At 60.0% G+C, this 19,562-nt stretch carries 19 protein-coding genes; 9 read left to right on the forward strand and 10 right to left on the reverse strand.

Translation table 11 applies throughout. The features are described 5' to 3' along the window. Positions 1-49: 49 nt before the first annotated feature. The gene (gene mutM, locus ACR0AC_RS17595) at positions 50-901 is read right to left on the reverse strand and encodes a bifunctional DNA-formamidopyrimidine glycosylase/DNA-(apurinic or apyrimidinic site) lyase (protein ID WP_480875143.1); all 852 of its coding nucleotides are present in this window, start codon (positions 899-901) and stop codon (positions 50-52) included. 86 nt (positions 902-987) lie between these two features. On the opposite strand from mutM, the gene ubiE reads away from it, so the two are divergent. After that, positions 988-1,740, forward strand: coding sequence for a bifunctional demethylmenaquinone methyltransferase/2-methoxy-6-polyprenyl-1,4-benzoquinol methylase UbiE (gene ubiE, locus ACR0AC_RS17600; protein WP_480875145.1), 753 nt, complete (start codon positions 988-990; stop codon positions 1,738-1,740). Next, positions 1,741-3,270, forward strand: coding sequence for a 2-polyprenylphenol 6-hydroxylase (gene ubiB / locus ACR0AC_RS17605; protein WP_170455737.1), 1,530 nt, complete (start codon positions 1,741-1,743; stop codon positions 3,268-3,270). A 97-nt stretch (positions 3,271-3,367) separates the two neighbouring features. Here the strand turns inward: ubiB and ACR0AC_RS17610 are convergent, their stop codons facing one another. Next, positions 3,368-4,543 carry an acetyl-CoA C-acyltransferase family protein gene (locus ACR0AC_RS17610; RefSeq protein WP_170455739.1) on the reverse strand — a complete coding sequence of 392 codons (1,176 nt, stop codon included), beginning with the start codon at positions 4,541-4,543 and terminating at the stop codon, positions 3,368-3,370. 117 nt (positions 4,544-4,660) lie between these two features. Here ACR0AC_RS17610 and ACR0AC_RS17615 point away from each other — a divergent pair, with 117 nt between their 5' ends. From ACR0AC_RS17615 to ACR0AC_RS17645, 7 genes are all read left to right on the forward strand, one after another. Further along, entirely contained in the window at positions 4,661-5,224 is a 564-nt protein-coding gene (locus ACR0AC_RS17615; protein WP_170634446.1) for an XRE family transcriptional regulator, read from the forward strand. 111 nt (positions 5,225-5,335) lie between these two features. Further along, complete coding sequence (locus tag ACR0AC_RS17620; protein ID WP_480875150.1) at positions 5,336-6,520, forward strand: glycine C-acetyltransferase; 1,185 nt, start codon at positions 5,336-5,338, stop codon at positions 6,518-6,520. Between the two features lie 14 nt (positions 6,521-6,534). Then, a complete protein-coding gene (gene tdh, locus ACR0AC_RS17625; protein WP_480586118.1) occupies positions 6,535-7,563 on the forward strand; it encodes an L-threonine 3-dehydrogenase in 1,029 nt (342 codons plus the stop codon). A gap of 63 nt (positions 7,564-7,626) precedes the next feature. Then, entirely contained in the window at positions 7,627-8,505 is an 879-nt protein-coding gene (locus ACR0AC_RS17630) for a tryptophan 2,3-dioxygenase (protein ID WP_170455747.1), read from the forward strand. A gap of 3 nt (positions 8,506-8,508) precedes the next feature. Next, on the forward strand, positions 8,509-9,336 hold the full coding sequence (locus ACR0AC_RS17635; protein WP_480875153.1) for an alpha/beta hydrolase: 828 nt from the start codon (positions 8,509-8,511) through the stop codon (positions 9,334-9,336). Between the two features lie 216 nt (positions 9,337-9,552). Beyond that, positions 9,553-10,329: a polysaccharide lyase family protein gene (locus ACR0AC_RS17640; RefSeq protein ID WP_170524342.1), complete on the forward strand. Its 777-nt coding sequence runs from the start codon at positions 9,553-9,555 to the stop codon at positions 10,327-10,329. Between the two features lie 253 nt (positions 10,330-10,582). Next, positions 10,583-10,987, forward strand: coding sequence for a GNAT family N-acetyltransferase (locus ACR0AC_RS17645; protein WP_480875156.1), 405 nt, complete (start codon positions 10,583-10,585; stop codon positions 10,985-10,987). A gap of 70 nt (positions 10,988-11,057) precedes the next feature. Here ACR0AC_RS17645 and infB read toward each other — a convergent pair whose 3' ends face one another. The 8 genes from infB to pip form a co-directional block, all read right to left on the reverse strand. Continuing rightward, positions 11,058-13,532 (reverse strand): translation initiation factor IF-2, encoded by a 2,475-nt coding sequence (infB, locus tag ACR0AC_RS17650; RefSeq protein WP_170455755.1) that lies wholly within the window; start codon positions 13,530-13,532, stop codon positions 11,058-11,060. Between the two features lie 8 nt (positions 13,533-13,540). Further along, positions 13,541-14,164, reverse strand: a complete 624-nt coding sequence (locus ACR0AC_RS17655) for an RNA-binding protein (protein ID WP_480875160.1) — start codon at positions 14,162-14,164, stop codon at positions 13,541-13,543. Positions 14,165-14,187: 23 nt separating this feature from the next. Continuing rightward, complete coding sequence (gene nusA, locus ACR0AC_RS17660) at positions 14,188-15,801, reverse strand: transcription termination factor NusA (RefSeq protein ID WP_170738099.1); 1,614 nt, start codon at positions 15,799-15,801, stop codon at positions 14,188-14,190. Beyond that, complete coding sequence (rimP, locus tag ACR0AC_RS17665; RefSeq protein ID WP_170455762.1) at positions 15,801-16,391, reverse strand: ribosome maturation factor RimP; 591 nt, start codon at positions 16,389-16,391, stop codon at positions 15,801-15,803. Before rimP ends, nusA begins: the two co-directional genes overlap by 1 nt. Before the next feature lie 165 nt (positions 16,392-16,556). After that, positions 16,557-16,727 carry a hypothetical protein gene (locus tag ACR0AC_RS17670; RefSeq protein WP_170455764.1) on the reverse strand — a complete coding sequence of 57 codons (171 nt, stop codon included), beginning with the start codon at positions 16,725-16,727 and terminating at the stop codon, positions 16,557-16,559. Between the two features lie 9 nt (positions 16,728-16,736). Continuing rightward, positions 16,737-17,651 carry a hypothetical protein gene (locus ACR0AC_RS17675; RefSeq protein ID WP_170455766.1) on the reverse strand — a complete coding sequence of 305 codons (915 nt, stop codon included), beginning with the start codon at positions 17,649-17,651 and terminating at the stop codon, positions 16,737-16,739. 94 nt (positions 17,652-17,745) lie between these two features. Then, positions 17,746-18,567: an ABC transporter substrate-binding protein gene (locus tag ACR0AC_RS17680; protein WP_480875165.1), complete on the reverse strand. Its 822-nt coding sequence runs from the start codon at positions 18,565-18,567 to the stop codon at positions 17,746-17,748. After that, positions 18,564-19,541, reverse strand: a complete 978-nt coding sequence (gene pip / locus ACR0AC_RS17685; RefSeq protein WP_170738096.1) for a prolyl aminopeptidase — start codon at positions 19,539-19,541, stop codon at positions 18,564-18,566. The genes ACR0AC_RS17680 and pip overlap by 4 nt, the downstream gene beginning before the upstream one ends. Positions 19,542-19,562: the final 21 nt, after the last annotated feature.

Consider the following 19,562-nt stretch of genomic DNA (forward strand, 5'->3'; position numbering starts at 1 on the left):
TTGTTCCGTTCAGATACGAGTCATTATCACGCGCAAAAGCTGGATCAAGTTATCTTTGGCATTGCGCGCAATAGAAAGTTGAGCGACCGGACTGGGTGATTCTCTTGATCCGGGCGCTACACCCTTCGGTCCGGCAGGGTTCGCCTTCGCGCCCGTAGACATCAAAGCTGTGCTGGAAATATCCAAGTTCTCCATCGGCTTGGCGGAAATCGCGCAGCGAGGATCCGCCTGCGTCTATGGCGTCCTGCAACACCTGCCGGATGATCGGCACAAGACCCAAGACACGTGCCGAAGAAATTTGCCCCGCTTTGCGACGTGGCGACACCTTTCCGCGATACAAAGCCTCGCAGACGTAAATATTCCCCAACCCGGCAACGATTCCCTGATCCAGCAGGGCGGATTTCACAGGTGTGTTCTTGCCCCTGAACGCGTCGATCAGGTGCTGTTCGTGAAAGTCATTGCCCAACGGTTCCGGCCCCAGAACCGCCAACAGCTTATGTGCCTCGGCGGTGGCCGTCGGCAGCAGGTCCATTGCCCCGAACCGGCGCGGGTCGTTGAAGGTGACGCGCGCACCGTTGGCCATGTGAAATACAACATGGTCGTGTTTTTGCGCCGCAGGATGGTCATGCACAAACTGCCCCAGCGGATCGCCCGAAACCGTCATCCGCCCGGACATGCCCAAGTGAATAAGCAACGTCTCACCGCTGCTGAGATCGGCCAGAATGTATTTCGACCGCCGCCGCAACCGCTCTACCCTCTGCCCGGTCAGCCTTTCGGCCATCCGATCCGGGAAAGGCCAGCGCAGATCGGGTCGGTTCACATCCGCGCGCTCGATCACCACCCCTTCCATTGCCGGGCTTAGGCCGCGTCTTACTGTCTCGACCTCGGGCAATTCGGGCATTAGATGGCTCCTATTCCAAAGGGCCGCATTGTGCCCGCTTCTTATGGCCCTATAACAGAGGCGAAATTCGACGAACGGCAAGGCAAATGTCCGACACCAACGACAAGACCACTCATTTCGGGTTCGAAACCGTGCGCGAGGCTGACAAGGCCGGGCGCGTGCAGGGCGTGTTCAACTCGGTCGCCTCGAAATATGACGTGATGAACGATGTCATGTCGATGGGCATTCACCGGGTCTGGAAAGACGCGATGATGGATTGGCTGGCCCCGCGCCCCGGTCAGCGGCTGCTGGATGTGGCGGGCGGCACCGGCGATATTTCCTTCCGGTTCCTGAAACGCGCGGGCCACGGCCACGCGACCGTTCTGGACCTGACCGAGCCGATGCTGGTCGAAGGCCGCCAACGTGCCGAGGCCGATCAGATGTCAGACAGTCTGAACTGGGTGGTGGGCGATGCTATGGCCCTGCCGTTCGAAGACAACACCTTTGACGTCTACACCATCTCATTCGGCATCCGAAACGTCACCCGCCCGCAAGAGGCCCTGAACGAGGCGTTCCGCGTCCTCAAGCCCGGTGGCCGCCTGATGGTGCTGGAGTTCAGCCAGTTGCCCAATGACGGGCTGCAGAAGCTGTATGACCTCTACAGTTTCAACGTCATCCCACGCATGGGGAAGCTGATCGCCAATGACTATGACAGCTATCAGTATCTGGTGGAATCGATCCGCAAATTCCCCGATCAGGACACCTTCCTGAACATGGTCCGCACCGCAGGGTTCGAAAACGCCAAATACCGCAACCTCAGCATGGGCATCGCCGCGCTGCATTCCGGCTGGAAGATCTAGATGCGCGGCCCTCACAACATCATCCGCCTGATCCGTACAGGCGCCACGCTCGAGCGTACAGGTGCCATGAACGTGGTGCTGGATGCGTTCGAGGCGCCCAAATCGCTGCGTTTCGTCGCCCATGCTTTGGGCAAACCCTTCCAGTGGCTGGGCTACAAGGGCGACCCGGACATGCCGCCCGCAACCCGCGCGCTTACCGCCTTGGGTCCGGCCTACATCAAGTTCGGGCAGGTCTTGTCCACCCGACCCGATGTTGTGGGCAATGAATTGGCCGCTCAGTTGCGCGTTCTTCAGGACAAGCTGCCGCCCTTTTCCAAATCCGAGGCTTTGGCCGAGGTTGAAAAGGAACTGGGCCAACCCGTGGCCGAGATTTTCAGCGATTTCAGCGAGCCGATCGCTGCCGCCTCCATCGCGCAGGTCCACAAGGCCAAGCTGGTCAGCACCGGCGAAGACGTCGCCGTCAAAGTCCTGCGCCCAGGGATCGAGCGCGCCTTCCGCAAGGATGTGGACGCCTTCTATTTCGCCGCCCGCATCGTGCAATTGTTCGCTCCTGGCGCGCGCCGCCTGCGGCCCATGGAGGTCATCGAACATTTCGACGGCGTGGTGCGCGGCGAACTGGACCTTCGTCTGGAAAGCGCCGCCGCCTCGGAATACGCGGCCAACACCAAAGACGACGCAGGCTTCTGGCTGCCCCCCGTGGTATGGTCGCTGTCGGCGCGGCGGGTGATGACACTTAGCTGGGCGGATGGCATCCCGCTAGGCGACAATGACGCGCTCGACGCCGCAGGCCACAACCGCCGCGATTTGGCGGAACGTGTGTTGCGCATGTTCCTGCTGCACGCCCTGCGCGACGGGTTTTTCCATGCCGATATGCATCAGGGCAACCTGAAGGTCGCCGCAAACGGGGACATCATCGCCTATGACTACGGCATCATGGGCCATATCGACGAATATACCCGCCGGGTCTATGCCGAGATCCTCTTTGGCTTCATCCGCCGCGACTATAAACGCGTGGCCGAGGTCCATTTCGAGGCCGGATACGTCCCCGCCGACCGGGATGTCGATGAATTCGCCCGCGCCCTGCGCGCGGTGGGTGAACCGATCTTCGGCATGGACGCCTCGCACATATCAATGGGCCGCCTGCTGAACTACCTGTTCGAAGTCACCGAGCGCTTCGGCATGGAAACCCGGACCGAACTGATCTTGCTGCAGCGCACCATGGTCGTCGTTGAGGGCGTGGCCCGCTCACTGGACCCGCATATGAACATCTGGGAAACCGCCCGTCCCGTGGTCGAGGATTACATCAAGCAATCCATCGGCCCCCGCGCCGCCTTGCGCGATTTCGGCAAGACGGCAATGGTGCTGGCCCGGTTCGGCCCGCGCCTGCCATCACTGGTCGAAAACGCCCTGATCGCCCAGACGCAAAAAGACGAACCCCAAAAATCGCCGCTTTGGTCCGCCGCCCTGCCCGCCACCATTGGCGCTGCAGCAGGCGTGGCGCTTGTCTTACTGCTCAACGCGCTCAGCTAAACCCAACCCGCCCGCTTCATCTGGCCAGAAATATCCTCGGGGGGAATCGCGCCAGGGCGCGATGGGGGGCAGACAGCCCCCCCTGCCCGGCTTCAGATCAAAGCCGCTTGATGGCGATGGCGATCCCCTGACCACCACCAATGCACATGGTGATCAGACCTTTGGAACCACCAGTGCGCTCCAGCTCATAAAGCGCCTTCAGAGTGATAATCGCACCGGTTGCACCCACCGGGTGACCCAGCGCAATTGCGCCGCCATTGGGGTTCACCTTCGACGCGTCCAGCCCAAGCTCCTGATTGACGGCCAGCGCCTGCGAAGCAAACGCCTCGTTGCTTTCGATGACGTCGAAATCCTCTGCCGACAGACCGGTTTTTTTCAGCAGGTTCTGAACCGCCGGAACCGGACCGATGCCCATCACTTCGGGGCGAACGCCAGCATGGGCGTAACCCAACACGCGGGCTTTGGGCTTCAGACCGGCCTTTTCAGCCGCATCCGCCGTCGCCAGCACCATCGCCGCCGCACCGTCATTGATGCCCGAGGCGTTGCCCGCCGTCACCCGTCCATCCTTCTTGAACACCGGACGCAGCCCGGCCAGCACCTCAAGCGAGGTCGCCTTGGGGTGCTCGTCCACCTTGAAGTCAACCATGTCGCGCTTGACCTTCACCTGCACCGGGGCGATCTGGCTGTCGAACAGACCGGCCTCAATCGCCGCTGCCGCGCGGGTTTGGCTGGCCATGGCGAACTCATCCATCTGCTCGCGGCTGATCTGATGTTCGTCAGCCACGTTCTCGGCCGTCACACCCATATGGCCGGTGCCAAACGGGCAGTTCAGCGCGCCCAGCATCATGTCTTGCGAGGAAATGTCGCCCATCTTCGCGCCCCAGCGCGCCTGCGGCACGATATACGGGCTGCGCGACATGCTTTCGGCCCCGCCCGCGACGGCAAATTCGGCATCGCCCAGCATCAGCGACTGAACCGCCGAAACAATCGCCTGCGCGCCGGACCCGCACAGACGGTTCACGTTCATCGCAGGTGTGCCATTCGGAATACCGGCCTGCATCGCTGCGACGCGCGACAGGTACATATCCCGCGGCTCGGTGTTGATCACATGACCAAACACTACGTTGCCGATCTGGGCACCCTCGACGCCCGAACGCTCCAGCGCGGCCTCGGTCGCCACGGTCGCCAGATCGATCGGCGCGGTCGAGGCCAGGGCGCCGCCAAAGGTGCCAATTGCGGTGCGGGCACCATCAAGGATTACGATATCGGTCATGGATCTCTCCTGCTGAATTTTGGCTGCAGTATGCACATGCAGAAAGATACTGTCGCGCAGGACGTCCCGTCACGGCCGGAATTGACATCTGTCCGCTCAACCCGCAAGGATTCCGTCATGACGGAAAACACAGACGATATCCTGAACCTGCTGCCCGCGCGGTTGAAAGAGGCGCGCCGGGCCAAGGGCCTGTCGCTGGAAGCGGTCGCCAATCTCAGCGGCGTCTCGCGATCCATGGTCAGCCAAATCGAACGGGGCGAAAGCAGCCCCACGATCTCGACCCTGTGGAATCTGACCCGCGCGCTGCAGGTGGATTTCGCCGGTCTTTTGGAGGGGACCAAGACCGCCGACCAGATCGAAGTGCTCAGGAAATCCGAGGTGCCCAGCATCGACAATATGGGCCAGAACTGCCGTATCCGCATCCTGTCCCCGCCAGAAGAGGCCGGCGGGCACGAGGTCTATGACATTCAGTTCGACGCAGGCGGCGCGCTGAACAGCCAGCCCCACGCACGCGGCGCGCGTGAACAACTGACCGTGCTGGACGGCGCGGTCAAAGTCACCTCGGGCAGCGCCGTAACCGAGCTGAGACAGGGCGACACTGCCCGCTATGCGGCAGATATCGCCCATTCCATCTCGGCCAGCGCACCGGCCCGGGTCTTCCTGATCGTAAAGAACGCTTGAAACCGGCAAATTTCCGCCTTCACGGATATTTTTCCTTCATACTGTAATTCCCCTATTTGGGAAATTCCTCCGTTATGTTAGATATGCGACTCAGGTTGAACGGAGGCCGCCATGGCAGATGCATTCCTGTCCCATATCACGGACACCCTCGCGCAGATCGAAGCGGAAGGCCTGTATAAGCGCGAGCGCATGATCACCTCGCCTCAGGGCGGTGAGATTACTGTGGGCGACAAACAGGTCATCAACCTGTGCGCCAACAATTATCTGGGTCTGGCCGATCACCCCGCGCTGATCGAGGCCGCCCAGGGCGCGATGGGGCCGAAAGGGTTCGGCATGGCCTCGGTCCGGTTCATCTGCGGTACGCAGGACATTCACCGCGAGCTGGAACAGAAGCTGGCGCAGTTCCTCAACAAGGACGATGCGATCCTGTTCGCGGCCTGCTTTGACGCGAACGGAGGGCTGTTTGAGCCTTTGTTAGGGCCTGAAGACGCGATTATTTCAGACAGCCTGAACCACGCCTCGATTATCGACGGGGTGCGCCTGTGCAAGGCGAAACGCTATCGCTACCTGAACAATGACATGAACGACCTTGAAGCCTGGCTGAAACAGGCGCGCGCGGACGGGGCGCGGCATATCATGATCGCCACCGACGGTGTGTTTTCGATGGATGGCTATCTGGCCAACCTGCCGAAGATCCGTGAACTGGCCGACAAATACGACGCCATTGTCATGGTCGATGACTGCCACGCAACCGGCTTTATGGGGCCAAGCGGCGCAGGCACGCCTGATCATTTCGGCGTTGATGTGGATATTCTGACGGGAACTTTGGGCAAGGCACTTGGGGGGGCAATCGGCGGTTACATCGCTGGGCCGCAGCCGGTGATCGACCTGCTGCGGCAGCGGGCGCGGCCCTATCTGTTCTCGAACTCGCTGCCGCCCTCGATCGTCGCCGCCGGGCTCGAGGCGATCCGTCTGGTCGAACAGGGCGACATGCTGCGCAAGCAATTGTTCGGCAACGCGAAATACTGGCGCGCGGGGCTGGAGAAACTGGGTTTCGATCTGCTGCCCGGCGAACACCCGATCATCCCGGTGATGCTGGGTGAGGCAACGCTGGCGCAAGAGATGGCATCGCGCCTGTTTGACCAGGGCGTCTATGTCTCGGGCTTCTTTTTCCCCGTTGTCCCGCGTGGGCAGGCGCGGATCAGGACGCAGATGAATGCGGCTCTAACCAAGGGCGATCTGGATCGCGCCTTGGCCGCCTTCGGCAAGGTCGGCAAAGAACTGGGGGTGATTTGATGCGCCCCAACACAATGAAAGCACTGGAAAAGTCCAAACCCGGGGAAGGGTTGTGGATGGTGCAGGCCCCGGTGCCTGAGATTGGCCCCGACGAGGTTCTGATCCGCGTCAACAAGACCGGCATCTGCGGCACCGATATCCATATCTGGAACTGGGACGACTGGGCCGCCGCCACGGTGCCGATCCCGATGATCACCGGCCACGAATTTGCCGGTGAGATCGTCGAGATGGGCGGCAACGTGACCGGGCTTGAGATCGGTCAGCGCTGCTCGGGCGAAGGGCACCTGATCACCACCGACAGCCGCCAAAGCCGCGCGGGCAAGTTCCACCTCGACCCCGGCACGCGGGGCATTGGGGTGAACGAACAGGGGGCCTTTGCGCAGTACCTGAAACTGCCCGCCTTCAACGTGGTCCCCCTGCCCGACGATGTACCGGACGAGATCGGGGCGATCCTCGACCCGCTCGGCAACGCCGTACACACCGCGCTCAGCTTCGATCTGCTGGGCGAGGATGTGCTGATTACTGGCGCAGGCCCCATCGGCATCATGGCCGCCGCCGTTGCCCGCCATGCGGGCGCGCGGCACGTGGTAATTACTGACATCAACCCCGACCGCCTGAAACTGGCCGAGCATGTGGTGCCAACCGTGCGCCCCGTCGATGTTTCCAAGGAGGATCTGGAGGACGTCATCACGGAGCTTGGCATGGCGCAGGGGTTTGACGTGGGTCTTGAAATGTCCGGCTCGCAAGCCGCGCTGGACCAGATGGTCGAGGCGCTGGTGATGGGCGGCAAGATCGCCCTGCTGGGCATCCCGCCCGGCAAATCCCCCGTGGACTGGTCCCGGATCGTGTTCAAGGCCATCACCATCAAGGGCGTCTACGGGCGCGAGATGTTCGAGACCTGGTACAAGATGATCGCCATGTTGCAGAACGGTCTGGATGTCAGCCGCGTCATCACGCACCAGATGAAGGTCGATGATTTTGCCGAAGGCTTTGCCGCAATGAAATCCGGCCAATCGGGCAAGGTGGTGCTGGACTGGACCTGACGCTCTGGCCTCATGCCAATTCAGACCCTAAACATAGGGAAACGCAGGTGTTGGGAGACGCATATGAGCGACAAGGACAGGTATCTGGAACGCGGGATCGAAGAGACTCTGGTCACCGATTTCGCGCAGACCCACCGCAAGAGTTACGGTGATTTCCTGCAGCTCAAGACCCTGCTGAACCTGCAAAAGACCTTTCAGGACCCTGCGCAGCCGGATGAGATGCTGTTCATCATCATCCATCAGGTCAGCGAGTTGTGGCTGAAACTGATGCATCACCAACTGGTCGAGGTGCGCGGCTTTCTGCAACAGGACGCGTTTGGCCCGGCGATGAAGAACCTCGACCGTGTCAAGGCGATCCAACGGCAACTGATCGCCGCGTGGGAGACGCTGCTGACCATGACCCCGGCCGATTACATGACCTTTCGGCAGGCGCTTGGCAGTTCGTCAGGCTTTCAAAGCTATGGCTATCGCCAGATCGAGTTCATTCTGGGCAACAAGGATGCCTCGACCCTGAAGGTTCACGCCCATGACGAAAAGGTCATGCAGGTGCTGAATGCCGCCCTGTCCAAGCCGTCGCTGTACGATGAGGTTCTGTTCATGCTGGCCCGTCAGGGGTTCGACGTGCCGCAAGACCTGCTGGACCGCGACTTTGCGCATCCCTATTCGGGCGACAGCCGTGTGGTGAAAATCTGGGTGCAGGTGTTCCGCGACACGGACCGGTATTGGGACCTGTATGCGTTGGCCGAAAAGCTGATGGATGTGGAATCCCTGTTCCAGCGCTGGCGCTTCGATCACGTCACAGCGGTCGAGCGGGTGATCGGCAACCAGCCCGGCACCGGAGGGTCCAGCGGTGTCTCTTTCCTGCGCAAGGCCTTGGATTTGCGCTTTTTCCATGATCTCTACGATGTGCGCACCGAATTGATGTACAAGGATCAGGAGTAAGAGATGCTGTATCGGGGTTTCACTCAGACCGAGTTGGATCAGGAATATTCCCCCCGGTCGATGATCGGCGGCGACCTGACGCCCTATCTGGACAGCTACGCGGCGCTGAGCGCGCAGTATCGGGCGCAGATGGAGGTGCGGGAAAACCTCGCCTATGGCGACAGCCCCACGCAGGTTCTGGATTTCTTTCCAGCAAAGGGTGCCGGGGCACCGCTGCATGTGTTCATTCACGGCGGCTATTGGCAGGCACTCAGCCAGCGCGAGTCGGCGATAATGGCCCCGGCACTGGTCGAGGCCGAACACTCCTTTGCGACGTTGAATTACACGCTCGCCCCGGATGCTCGGATCGGCGAGATGGTTGAAGAATGCCGCGACGCGTTGCTGTGGCTGGCCGCACAGGCCGAAACACTTGGGTTTGACCCCTCGCGGATCACCTTGTCAGGGCACAGCGCCGGGGCCCAGCTGGTCAGCATGGTCATGGCGGGTTCCGCCAACGATCTGGCCCGCGCCGGGCTGCGGGTACGCGATGTGATCCTGATCAGCGGGGTCTACGATCTGGAGCCGATCAGCCTGACCCCGGTAAACGACCCGCTGCAACTGACACCGGTCGAGGTCAACGACCTGTCCCCGATCCGCCACCTGCCCCGCCCTGGCCCACGCTACCACGTGACCGTGGCCGAGCGGGATACACCCGAGTTCATCCGCCAAAGCCGCAATTACGCTGAGTTACTGCGCAAGGCCGGGCATTCGGTTGGCTTTGATTTGAAGAAGGGGATGCAGCATTTCGATATCATCATGCATCCGGGGACGTTTTTGCCCGTGTCTCGATAGTCACAGGTGTTGGACGGCAGACGGATTTGGTCCTTGCGCCACAGACCAAAGCAACCACTTTGAACCCCACATGACTTGTGAAACTGGGTATTCCCGGTTCGAACACAAAGGGCTCGCTCTGTAGTTTCAAGAACGAGTGACAGGCGGTAGTCCGTTGCCTGCATTTGTTCTCGTCGCTACATTGATCGAGTTTAGTGAGTTGAAGGGGGGTATCAAATGCAAAAATTGCTGACCATGTTGGTGTTACTACCTCTGTATTTCACGGTTCCAGTGTCAGCTGACACGCCAAAGGGATTTAAGGAAGCAACGTTTCAAGGAAGCAGCCCAAAACTGAATGGTAACGAAGTTATTTTCACGCTTTTGCCAGGTCAATGTAGCTCAAAGAACTACGGCGATGGTCGAGGAGAAAGCGATTGCAAAAATGGAAACATCCGATCGCAAATTAACGCAAAAAAGTATGCAAAACTCGGCCAAACGGTGGAATACAGTTTAGATTTTTGGATAGAGCCGGGGTTTCGATATAGCAAAGGCAACGTTCCCAGAAGCAAACTTACGCTGATGGAATGGCAGCGGATTAACACGATAAAAAACCACATCTACGTCTTGCATCTTGACTCCTCGGGTGGCGCTAAATTCGAAGACAGAACGTGTTTTCCACCGTCCCGCTTCGGACGATGGGTGTCATTTAAAATGCGTGTCAAATGGTCAAAAAATAATGACGGCTTCATGGAAGTGTTTTGTGAAGGGAAACGCATCTTTGCACTGAACGGTCAGAATGCAATTCCTCCCGCCTGTGGAACCAAAGCGAAACAACAATGCCATTTAGACAAAATGGACTTGCGTCCTCCGATACAGTGGCAAGTGGGTCCAAAGCTGAATGGTTACGGGACTGCCTATAAGCAGAGCGGAAAAAAGTCGCCTTTTCGACCCTGGCCAAAGGATGGTCTGACAATGAAGGTACGTAATCTGTACTATGGTCGCCCCAAGAAGTGAGACAGTTCGAAGGCGTTGGGACATTTAAAGTGTGATCGGCAGCTTTGTTCGCAAAGCTGGCGTGTGTTTCTTATTGGCGAATGCGGATCCTCTGCGGAAAGCCCATTCCAACATCTTTTGATACAACTACGGTCAGCTTCAAAATCCCCGCTTTTCAGGCTATGACATCAGACAACTGAAACAACTCCAACGCAACGAATTGAAACTTCACCCCCCCACCATACGGCCCGCACAAGCGAAGGATGCCCTTGGATTGGCAGCCTGCATTGACGCGGCCTATGCCAAATACGCCGACAGGATCTCCGACTTGCCCAAAGTTTCCGAGGGCTGCGCCGAGGACATTGTGGATAATCAGGTCTGGGTCGCCGAGCAAGGCGATGAGGTCATCGCCGGCATCGTTCTTGTTGCCAGTGACAGCTTCATCAAGCTGGCAAATCTGGCGGTCCATCCCGACCATGGTGGGCAGGGATTGGGACGGAAGCTGATCGAACTTGCGGAAGCCGAGGCCAGACGGCAGGGGTTTGATGAGATGCGTTTGAACACCCATGTCGATATGCCCGAAAACGTTGGGCTGTACGAGCATCTGGGATGGGTTGAGGTGTCCCGCAGCACCAACACCGTCTCCATGACCAAGCACCTCACGCAAGATCAACACTAAAGGGTCTCAGCGCTCCACAAAAACAGCGGCCCAAACGGGCCGCTGTTTTTGGTTTTTATGCAAGACCGGATCAATCCAGCGTGCGGGTGACCTCTTCGCGTTCGAAGATTTCGATCACGTCGCCTGCGCGGATGTCGTCGTAGTTCTCGAATGCCATACCGCATTCCTGACCCGACTGAACCTCGGCCACTTCGTCCTTGAAGCGTTTCAAGGTCTTCAGCGTGCCTTCGTGGATCACCACGTTGTCGCGCAGCAGGCGAACGCCTGCGGAACGACGCGCAACACCTTCGGTGACCAGACAGCCAGCAACCTTGCCAACGCCTGTGACCTTGAAGACTTCGCGGATCTCGGCGTAACCGATGAACTTCTCGCGGATCTCGGCGCTCAGCAGGCCGGATGCGGCTGCTTTCACGTCGTCCACGAGGTCATAGATTACCGAGTAATAGCGAATCTCGACACCCTTCTGGTTTGCGGTGTTGCGGGCCGAAGCATTGGCACGCACGTTGAAGCCAAAGATCGGAGCGCCCGAGGCTTCGGCAAGACCGACATCCGTTTCGGTGATCGCACCAACGCCCGAGTGCAGAACGCGCACGCGCACTTCGTCGTTGCCAATCTTCTCCATCGCCTGAACGATAGCTTCGGCAGAACCCTGCACGTCCGCTTTCATCAGAATCGGCAGCTCGGTGACGTTTTCGTCTTCCTTGGCCTTCTGCATCAGCTGCTCAAGGGTGGTCGCGGCACCGGCAGCGGCGCGTTTGTCCTTGGCGGCTTGCTCACGATAGGCGGCAATCTCACGGGCCTGCGCTTCGGTCTCGGTCACGTTCAGAACGTCGCCCGCTTCGGGTGTACCGTTCAGACCCAGAACCTCGACCGGAACCGAGGGGCCAGCTTCTTTGACGCGGTCGCCCTTGTCGTTGATCAGCGCACGGACCTTACCGTATTGCTCACCCACAACGAAGATATCGCCCTGACGCAGCGTGCCGTTCTGAACCAGAACCGTGGCCACGGGGCCGCGACCCACATCCAGCTGCGCCTCGATCACGGCACCTTGGGCGGCGCGGTCGGGGTTGGCTTTCAGTTCCAGAATCTCGGCCTGCAGCGCGATGGCTTCCAGCAACTCGTCAAGACCCTGACCGGTGATGGCAGAAACCTCGACGTCCTGAACCTCACCCGACATTTTCTCGACGATGACTTCGTGCTGCAGCAGATCGGTGCGCACCTTGTCCGGGTTGGCATCTGGCTTGTCGACCTTGTTGATCGCTACGATCATCGGCACTTCGGCCGCCTTGGCGTGGTTGATCGCCTCAATCGTCTGCGGCATCACCGCATCGTCAGCGGCTACAACCAGGACCACAATATCCGTGACCTGAGCACCGCGCGAACGCATCGACGTAAACGCCGCGTGGCCCGGTGTATCCAAGAAGGTCAGCGTGGTGCCGCCATCGGTTTTCACCTGATAAGCGCCGATATGCTGGGTGATGCCCCCGGCTTCGCCTGCCACAACCCGCGCATCGCGGATCGCATCCAGCAGCGAGGTTTTGCCGTGGTCAACGTGACCCATGATGGTAATGACCGGCGGGCGCGGTTTCAGATCTTCGTCGCTGTCTTCGACCTCTTTGATGACGTCTTCAACGTCCGAATCCGAGACGCGGGTGACCTTGTGGCCAAACTCTTCGATGATCAGTTCTGCGGTGTCGGCGTCGATGGTCTGGTTCTGCGTGACCATCATGCCCATCTGCATCAGCGATTTGACAACGTCAGCCACACGTTCAGCCATACGGTTGGCCAGTTCCGAGACCATGATCGCCTCGGGCAGCTGCACGTCGCGGATTACCTTTTCGCGCTCGACCGTGCCACCCATGGCTTTCTGACGCGCACGCTCCTGCTTGCGCTTCATCGCCGCCATCGAACGCTGGCGGTTGCCTTCGCCACCCGTGGCCTGACCCAGAGTCAGCTTGCCCGAACGGCGGTTGTCGTCACGGCCCTTGCCGCGACCGCGCTGTTCACGCTCGCGATCCTGCTTGCGCGGGGTCGCTGCGGGGGCCGGTTTGCTTGCCGGAGCCCGGGCCGCTTTGGGTTCTTCCGGCGCCGGGGCAGCCGCCGCTCGTTTGGCGGCCTCTTCGGCCTCTTTGCGCTTGCGGTCTTCTTCCTCGGCCTTGGCGCGGGCGCGTTCTTCGGCCTCGCGCTGTTCGCGCTCCTTGGCCTCTTGCTCGGCACGGCGGCGGGCGCGTTCTTCTTCCCGCGCCTTTTCAGCAGCCTCGCGGGCGGCAGCCTCTTCGACCTCACGCGCCTTTGCGGCTTGCAATGCCTTCATCCGGCGCGCCATTTCGGCATCCGAGATTCCTGCCGGACGACGCGACGGATCACCCGAAGGCGTTGCACCGCCACTCGGCTTGCTGGCACCCGGCTTGGGGACCACCACGCGTTTGCGTTTGGTTTCCACCACGACATTCTTGGTGCGTCCGTGGCTGAAACTCTGTTTCACATTTCCGGGGCGTGCCCCGCCACGAAGACCCAATGTCTTTTTGCCGTCATTATCGCTCATAAAGCTTCTTACCCTTCCGTGCGGCCCCTGCCGCCGTCATCCGTTTCGCGCAAGCCACGCAGGCGCTGCGCTTCCTCTACAACACGTTTGGCGAGTCCGCCAGAGGCCAAGGCCGCATGAATCACGGTTTGGCGCCCAAATGCCTGCCCTAATTCATCCGCAGTCAGCCAACCGATGTATTTTCCAAAGTGCGGCGTGCTGAGTTTCGACTTGCCGCGCCCCGATCCATCAGAGGCCTGAATCAGCACCTGGGCCTCTTCCCGGTCCAGCCACGTCTTGACCTTTTCATAGCCCGCAACCGCATCACCGGATTTGCGGGCCATACTCAACAGCTCGATCACCCGGCGCGCAACCTGCTTTTCCACCTCGGCGGTCAGGTCGGCGGGCACAGTGACCTGCGCCTTGAACCCGCGGGAAAACAGTTTCTTGCCAACGGCCTTGTCCAAAGCGGCACGATCCGCCGCCACATAGACCCCGCGCCCCGGCAGTTTCGCCGCGACATCCGGATAGACCTGACCGTCCGGGCCAGTGACAAAGCGGATCAGCCCGAATTTTGGCTGCACCTCGCCCGTGGCAATGCACTTGCGCTCAGGCCCTTCGGACCGATCCTTATGGACGCCACCGCGACCCATGTCAGCCACCCGAGGCCCTGAGATCAGGCCTCGGCCTCCTCCTCTGCAACGTCGCCATCTTCTTCGGCCTGTTCCAGTTCAGCCGGATCAACCCAGCCCAGCATGATGCGCGCTGTCATGACCAGATCCTGAGCCTCTTCCAGTGTCACACCGAAAGGCTCCAGCACGCCATCATCCTTGATGCGCTCACCATCGACTGTGGTCCAGCCACCGGCCAGTTCCCAGTCGGCGCAGGTTGCAAAGTCTTCCAGCGTCTTCACATCATCCTTGGCCAGCGCCTCTACCATCTGGGGTGTCAGGCCTTCGAATTCAATAAGGCTGTCCTCGGCACCCAGCGCACGCGCGGCGTCCAGAGCGGCCTTGGCCTGCGCCTCAAGGAAGTCACGCGCGCGGGCTTGCAGTTCCTGCGCGGTGCCTTCGTCGACACCGTCGATCACCAACAGCTCGTCGATCTCGACATAGGCAACCTCTTCAAGGTTGGTGAACCCTTCCGAGACCAGCAGTTGCGCGAAGAATTCGTCCAGATCCAGGCTTTCCATGAACAGCTGGGTGCGGGCTTCGAACTCTTTCTGACGACGCGCCGATTCCTCGGCCTCGGTCATGATGTCGATGTCCAGATTGGTCAGCTGGCTGGCCAGACGCACGTTCTGACCGCGGCGACCGATGGCGAGGGACAGCTGTTCCTCGGGGACAACTACTTCGATCTTACCGGCTTCTTCATCCAGAACCACCTTGGAGACCTCGGCAGGTTGCAGCGCGTTCACCAGGAAGGTCGGTTGATCTTCGTTCCACGGGATGATGTCGATCTTTTCGCCCTGCAGCTCGTTCACAACGGCTTGCACACGGCTGCCGCGCATACCAACGCAGGCACCGACGGGATCGATGGACCCATCATAGGAAATCACGGCAATCTTGGCGCGCGAACCGGGGTCACGGGCCACGGCCTTGACCTCGATGATACCGTCATAGATTTCGGGCACTTCCATCTTGAACAGTTCGGCCATGAATTCCGGCGCGGTGCGCGACAGGAAGATCTGGTGGCCACGCACTTCGCGGCGCACCTCTTTGATGTAGGCGCGCACGCGGTCATTCGGGCGATAGCTTTCGCGGCCGATCTTGTCATTGCGGCGCAGAACGGCCTCGGCCCCGCCCAGATCGACGATGACATTGCCGAATTCCTCGCGCTTGACCGCACCGTTGATGATGGTGCCTGCACGATCCTTGAATTCTTCGTACTGACGGTCGCGTTCCGCTTCGCGGACCTTCTGCAGAATCACCTGCTTGGCGGACTGGGCAGCGATACGGCCCATTTCAACCGGCGGAACTTCTTCGACGAAAACGTCACCAACTTCGGGCGCTTCCATGTATTGCTTGGCCTGTTCGACGGTCATCTCGGCCTGATAGTTCTCAAGCTCTTCATCCTCGACCACGGTGCGGACGCGGGTGAAGGTCGCCTTGCCGGTCTTGCGGTCGATGGATACGCGGATGTCCATTTCCGCGCCGTAGCGGCTCTTGGCGGCACGGGCGAGCGATTCCTCCATCGCTTCGACGACCAGACCGGGGTCGATCATCTTTTCGCGGGCCACGGCCTCGGCGGTCTGCAGCAGCTCCAGCTGGTTGGCTGAGGTGATTGCCATCAGTTCGTCTCCTCTTCGGACCCTTCGGTCTCAATCTCGTCGAAAGCGTTTTCGTTCAGGGCACCGGCGTCCTTGCGCTGGCGCAGCATTTCCTTGATCAGATCATCGGTCAGGACCAGCTTGGCATCGCTGAGCCAGTCGAATTGCAGACCGATGGTGATGGTCTCATCGCCCTCGGGGATGTTGATCAGAACTTCATCCCCTTCGATCCCGGCCAATTCGCCCTTGAACCGGCGGCGGCCGTCGATCAGTTCGGCGGTTTCGATCTTGGCCTCGTACCCCTCGAACGTCTCGAAATCCTTGAGACGGGTCAGTGGGCGGTCGATGCCGGGGCTGGACACCTCAAGCGTATAGGCGTCCAGAATCGGGTCCTCGACATCCAGCGTGGCGCTGACAGCGTTCGAAATCTCGGCGCAGTCGTCCACTTCGATACCGCCCTCAGGCTTGTCGGCCATGATCTGCATCGTGGTGGTCTTGCCGCTCATCAGTCGGATACGGACGAGTTCATACCCCAGATCCTCGATCACGGGGGTGATGATCTCGGCCAGTCGCCGGTCGATGGCAGCTTTGGCTATCAGGTCGTTTGTCATCAGGTTCTCTACCCTTCAATCGGGCACAAAAAAACGGGCGCGCGGCCCGTCGATCTTTTCCGGTGGAGCCCCGGACCCTAGCCCGACACGCCGCTGTTGAGTGCGATATAGCTGCCAAGATAAGAGAATGCAACCCCGGTGCACCCTCTTATCCACCGCCCATGCTTAGTCTGAAAGAATCCAGTTGCCGTTGGTACAGGTATAGGGTCCAACGCGATCCCCTTCTTCATGCACAACGCCATCAAAGATGCACTGAGTTGTCTGGCCGACCGCATTGGTCACGGCCATCGCCTGAAGGGCGGCGAAAACCGCAAGTACACGCAAGAAACTGTTCATTCCCATCTCCTACTGCGTTACCCCGACAAACCGTGTCGGCTGTGTATTGCGGGGATAGATCACCACCGACAGATTGCCCCCGCCCAGAAACTGTTCGGGCTGCGCCAGGGGCGGCGGAAACAGCTGATCAAAGGCCGCCTTGTTGAAGCCAAGCTTCAATTTCGAGCCGGACAGAACCTCGAACGGCGACGTTGCCGTGCAAGGATGACGGAGCGGGTCTTTTCTGACGGTGAATTGTTCCATGATGTTGGATGTATTGCCCAGCGGTCGGACCAGAACAATTGTGCCCGGCGTCAGGAAACTGTCCGGGCAGGAATAGACCTGGGGCACGCCGGTCTCGTCCTCGCCGCGCATCTCGGCCGTGGCCGCCACCACATGTTTGAACGGGCTGAAAATCGTCTCTTGCTGGATAAAGTTGGTATAGAGCGTCGCAAACAACTGGCTGTCATTGCTGGGTTCAGCCGTCAGCCCGTCATACAAATCCGAGATCGCCAGCCACATCCGGGAGTCAGCCCCGCGCAGCGTTCCCGGCAAGGCAAACGGACCTTCGAGGTTGTACAGCACGCTGCGAAGCTCTTCTGATAAAGGGTCTTCCTTGTTCAGGTCGCGGATTGCGTCACCAAGGGACCGGTCATGGATATTATAGTACCCCCGCGTTCTGAGCGCGCCCGCCAGCTTCATCTTTTCTGATGCTTTTCGGTTCAGTTCCTCGTCGGTATCACCCTCGGCAGGTTCAACCTGATCCAGACCTTCATGCAAAAGCTCGATCAGTGACTGACCGCGATTTGCTGTGAACTCCATCTTCCCGTCTTTGCTGATCAGGACATTGACGTTGTTTCCGTTCACAATCGCATAGGCAACGACCCCCGCCAGGATCAATGCCAACGCTATTATGGTAATCGTTTTCTGACTCTCTTTGGTCATGGGAAAACTCCCAACTTAACAAATAACAAAATAAAATATGTGCAGGTTATAGCACAGTTAAGCACAAATTCAAAATGCAAGAGGTGTAGCCGGGCTAGGCCATCCACCACCTTTCGGCGATTCGCCCGTCATCCATTCCCGTCCGTTGCCCGATCTGGCGCGGCATTCCGACATGGGCCGCAACGGCCAGCGACATGTCGGTTTCACTGGGAAAGAACCGCAGGCCCCGCTTTTCGCGCAGGTGATCGCGCGCGGGGATGGCAGCGATATCGACATAGCCATCGCGCAAGGCTTCGGCGCGCACGGCAGGATCCGGGATCACGATGACCTCGACCTTGTCAGCCCAACCGGCCGTGCCCGTCTTGTAGTGATCTGAAACCTTACGCCCAAGGAAGTTCCTGTCATCCTCGGCCCGGTCAACCCGGTAGCAACCTGTGCCGTTGGCCTGTTTCAGGGGTGTCACTCCTGCGCCGTTGCGGGTGATCACGAACCGGTTGTCGGCCAGCAAGAATGGCAATCCGGCATTAGGGGCGGCAAGTTCCAGACGCACAACGGTTGGCGTCAAAGCCTCGGTTTGCCCGAACTCGGCCAGCACCGGCAGAATATTCGCAACATCCAGTGCGGTTCCGTCATGAAAAGTTACGCCCTCACGCAGATCAAAGGTCCAGACCTGCGCCTTTGCGTCCGTCTGCCAACCGGTTGCCAGTTCGGCGCGCAAGGTCCCGTCCGGCGCGATCTCGGTCAGGGTATCGAACACGGCACCGCGTGCAACCTGTTCCAGACTGTCATCCCTCGGCACCGCCAGTCGCAATGTCCCGCCCGCCTTCGGCGTATCCGCCAGCGACGCCCCCGTCGCCGCCAACAACGCGGCAGCGGCACCCGAGGCGAACAGAGCGCGGCGGTCCATCCGGGTCATGCCACACCCTCCGCCACGCGATCCATAATGCGCACCAGCTCGGCGCTGATTCCGGGCTCGGACAAGGCATGGCCCGCATGGCGCACCATCTTCAGCTCGGCATTGGGCCAGCGCTGCGACAGTTTCCAGGCCGATTCAGGCGGGCAGATCATGTCATAGCGGCCCTGCACGATATGGCCCGGAATATGGGCGATCCTGTCCATCTGATCCAGAATCTGCCCGTCCTTCTTAAGAAAGGCGTGGTTGATGAAATAGTGATTCTCAAGCCGCGCAAAGGCGCGCGCATATTCACCGGGGCTTTCCCCGGTTGATCCGTTGGAATGAATGGATGCCAGCGCGTTCTCCCACGCCGACCACGCCCGCGCATACAGAATCTCGGTCGCGCGGTCGCCCGAGAACAGGCGCTTGTTATAGGCCCGGATAGCGTCCGACAGCTCATCTTCGGCCAGCAATGAGGTGAACTTGGCCCATGGCTCGGGCCAGAACTTGCCCGCACCGCCGCCATAGAACCAATCCAGCTCGGCCTGCGTGGCCAGAAACACCCCGCGCAGCACCAGCCGACTGACCCGATCCGGATGCGTCTGCGCATAGACCAAGGCCAGCGTGGCCCCCCAGCTGCCGCCAAACACCGTCCATTCGTCGATATCCAGCAATGACCGCAGCCGTTCGATATCCGCCACCAGATGCCAGGTCGTGTTGTTCTCGACCGAGGCATGGGGCCGCGACTTCCCGCATCCCCGCTGATCGAACAGAATCACCCGGTACACACGCGGATCGAAATAGCGCCGCATCGCCGGGCTACAGCCGCCGCCCGGCCCACCATGCAGCACCACCACCGGCAGCCCGTCGGGATTGCCGCTTTGCTCCATATAAATCTGATGCCCGTCGCCCACGCTGACCAACCGCTGATCGAACGGGTCGATCGGCGGGTAAAGATATTGCACTGCGCGCTTTTGGTCCGGGTACTTATCCATTACGGCCCTATATAGTCCTTA

Source organism: Ruegeria sp. H7, assembly GCF_056532945.1.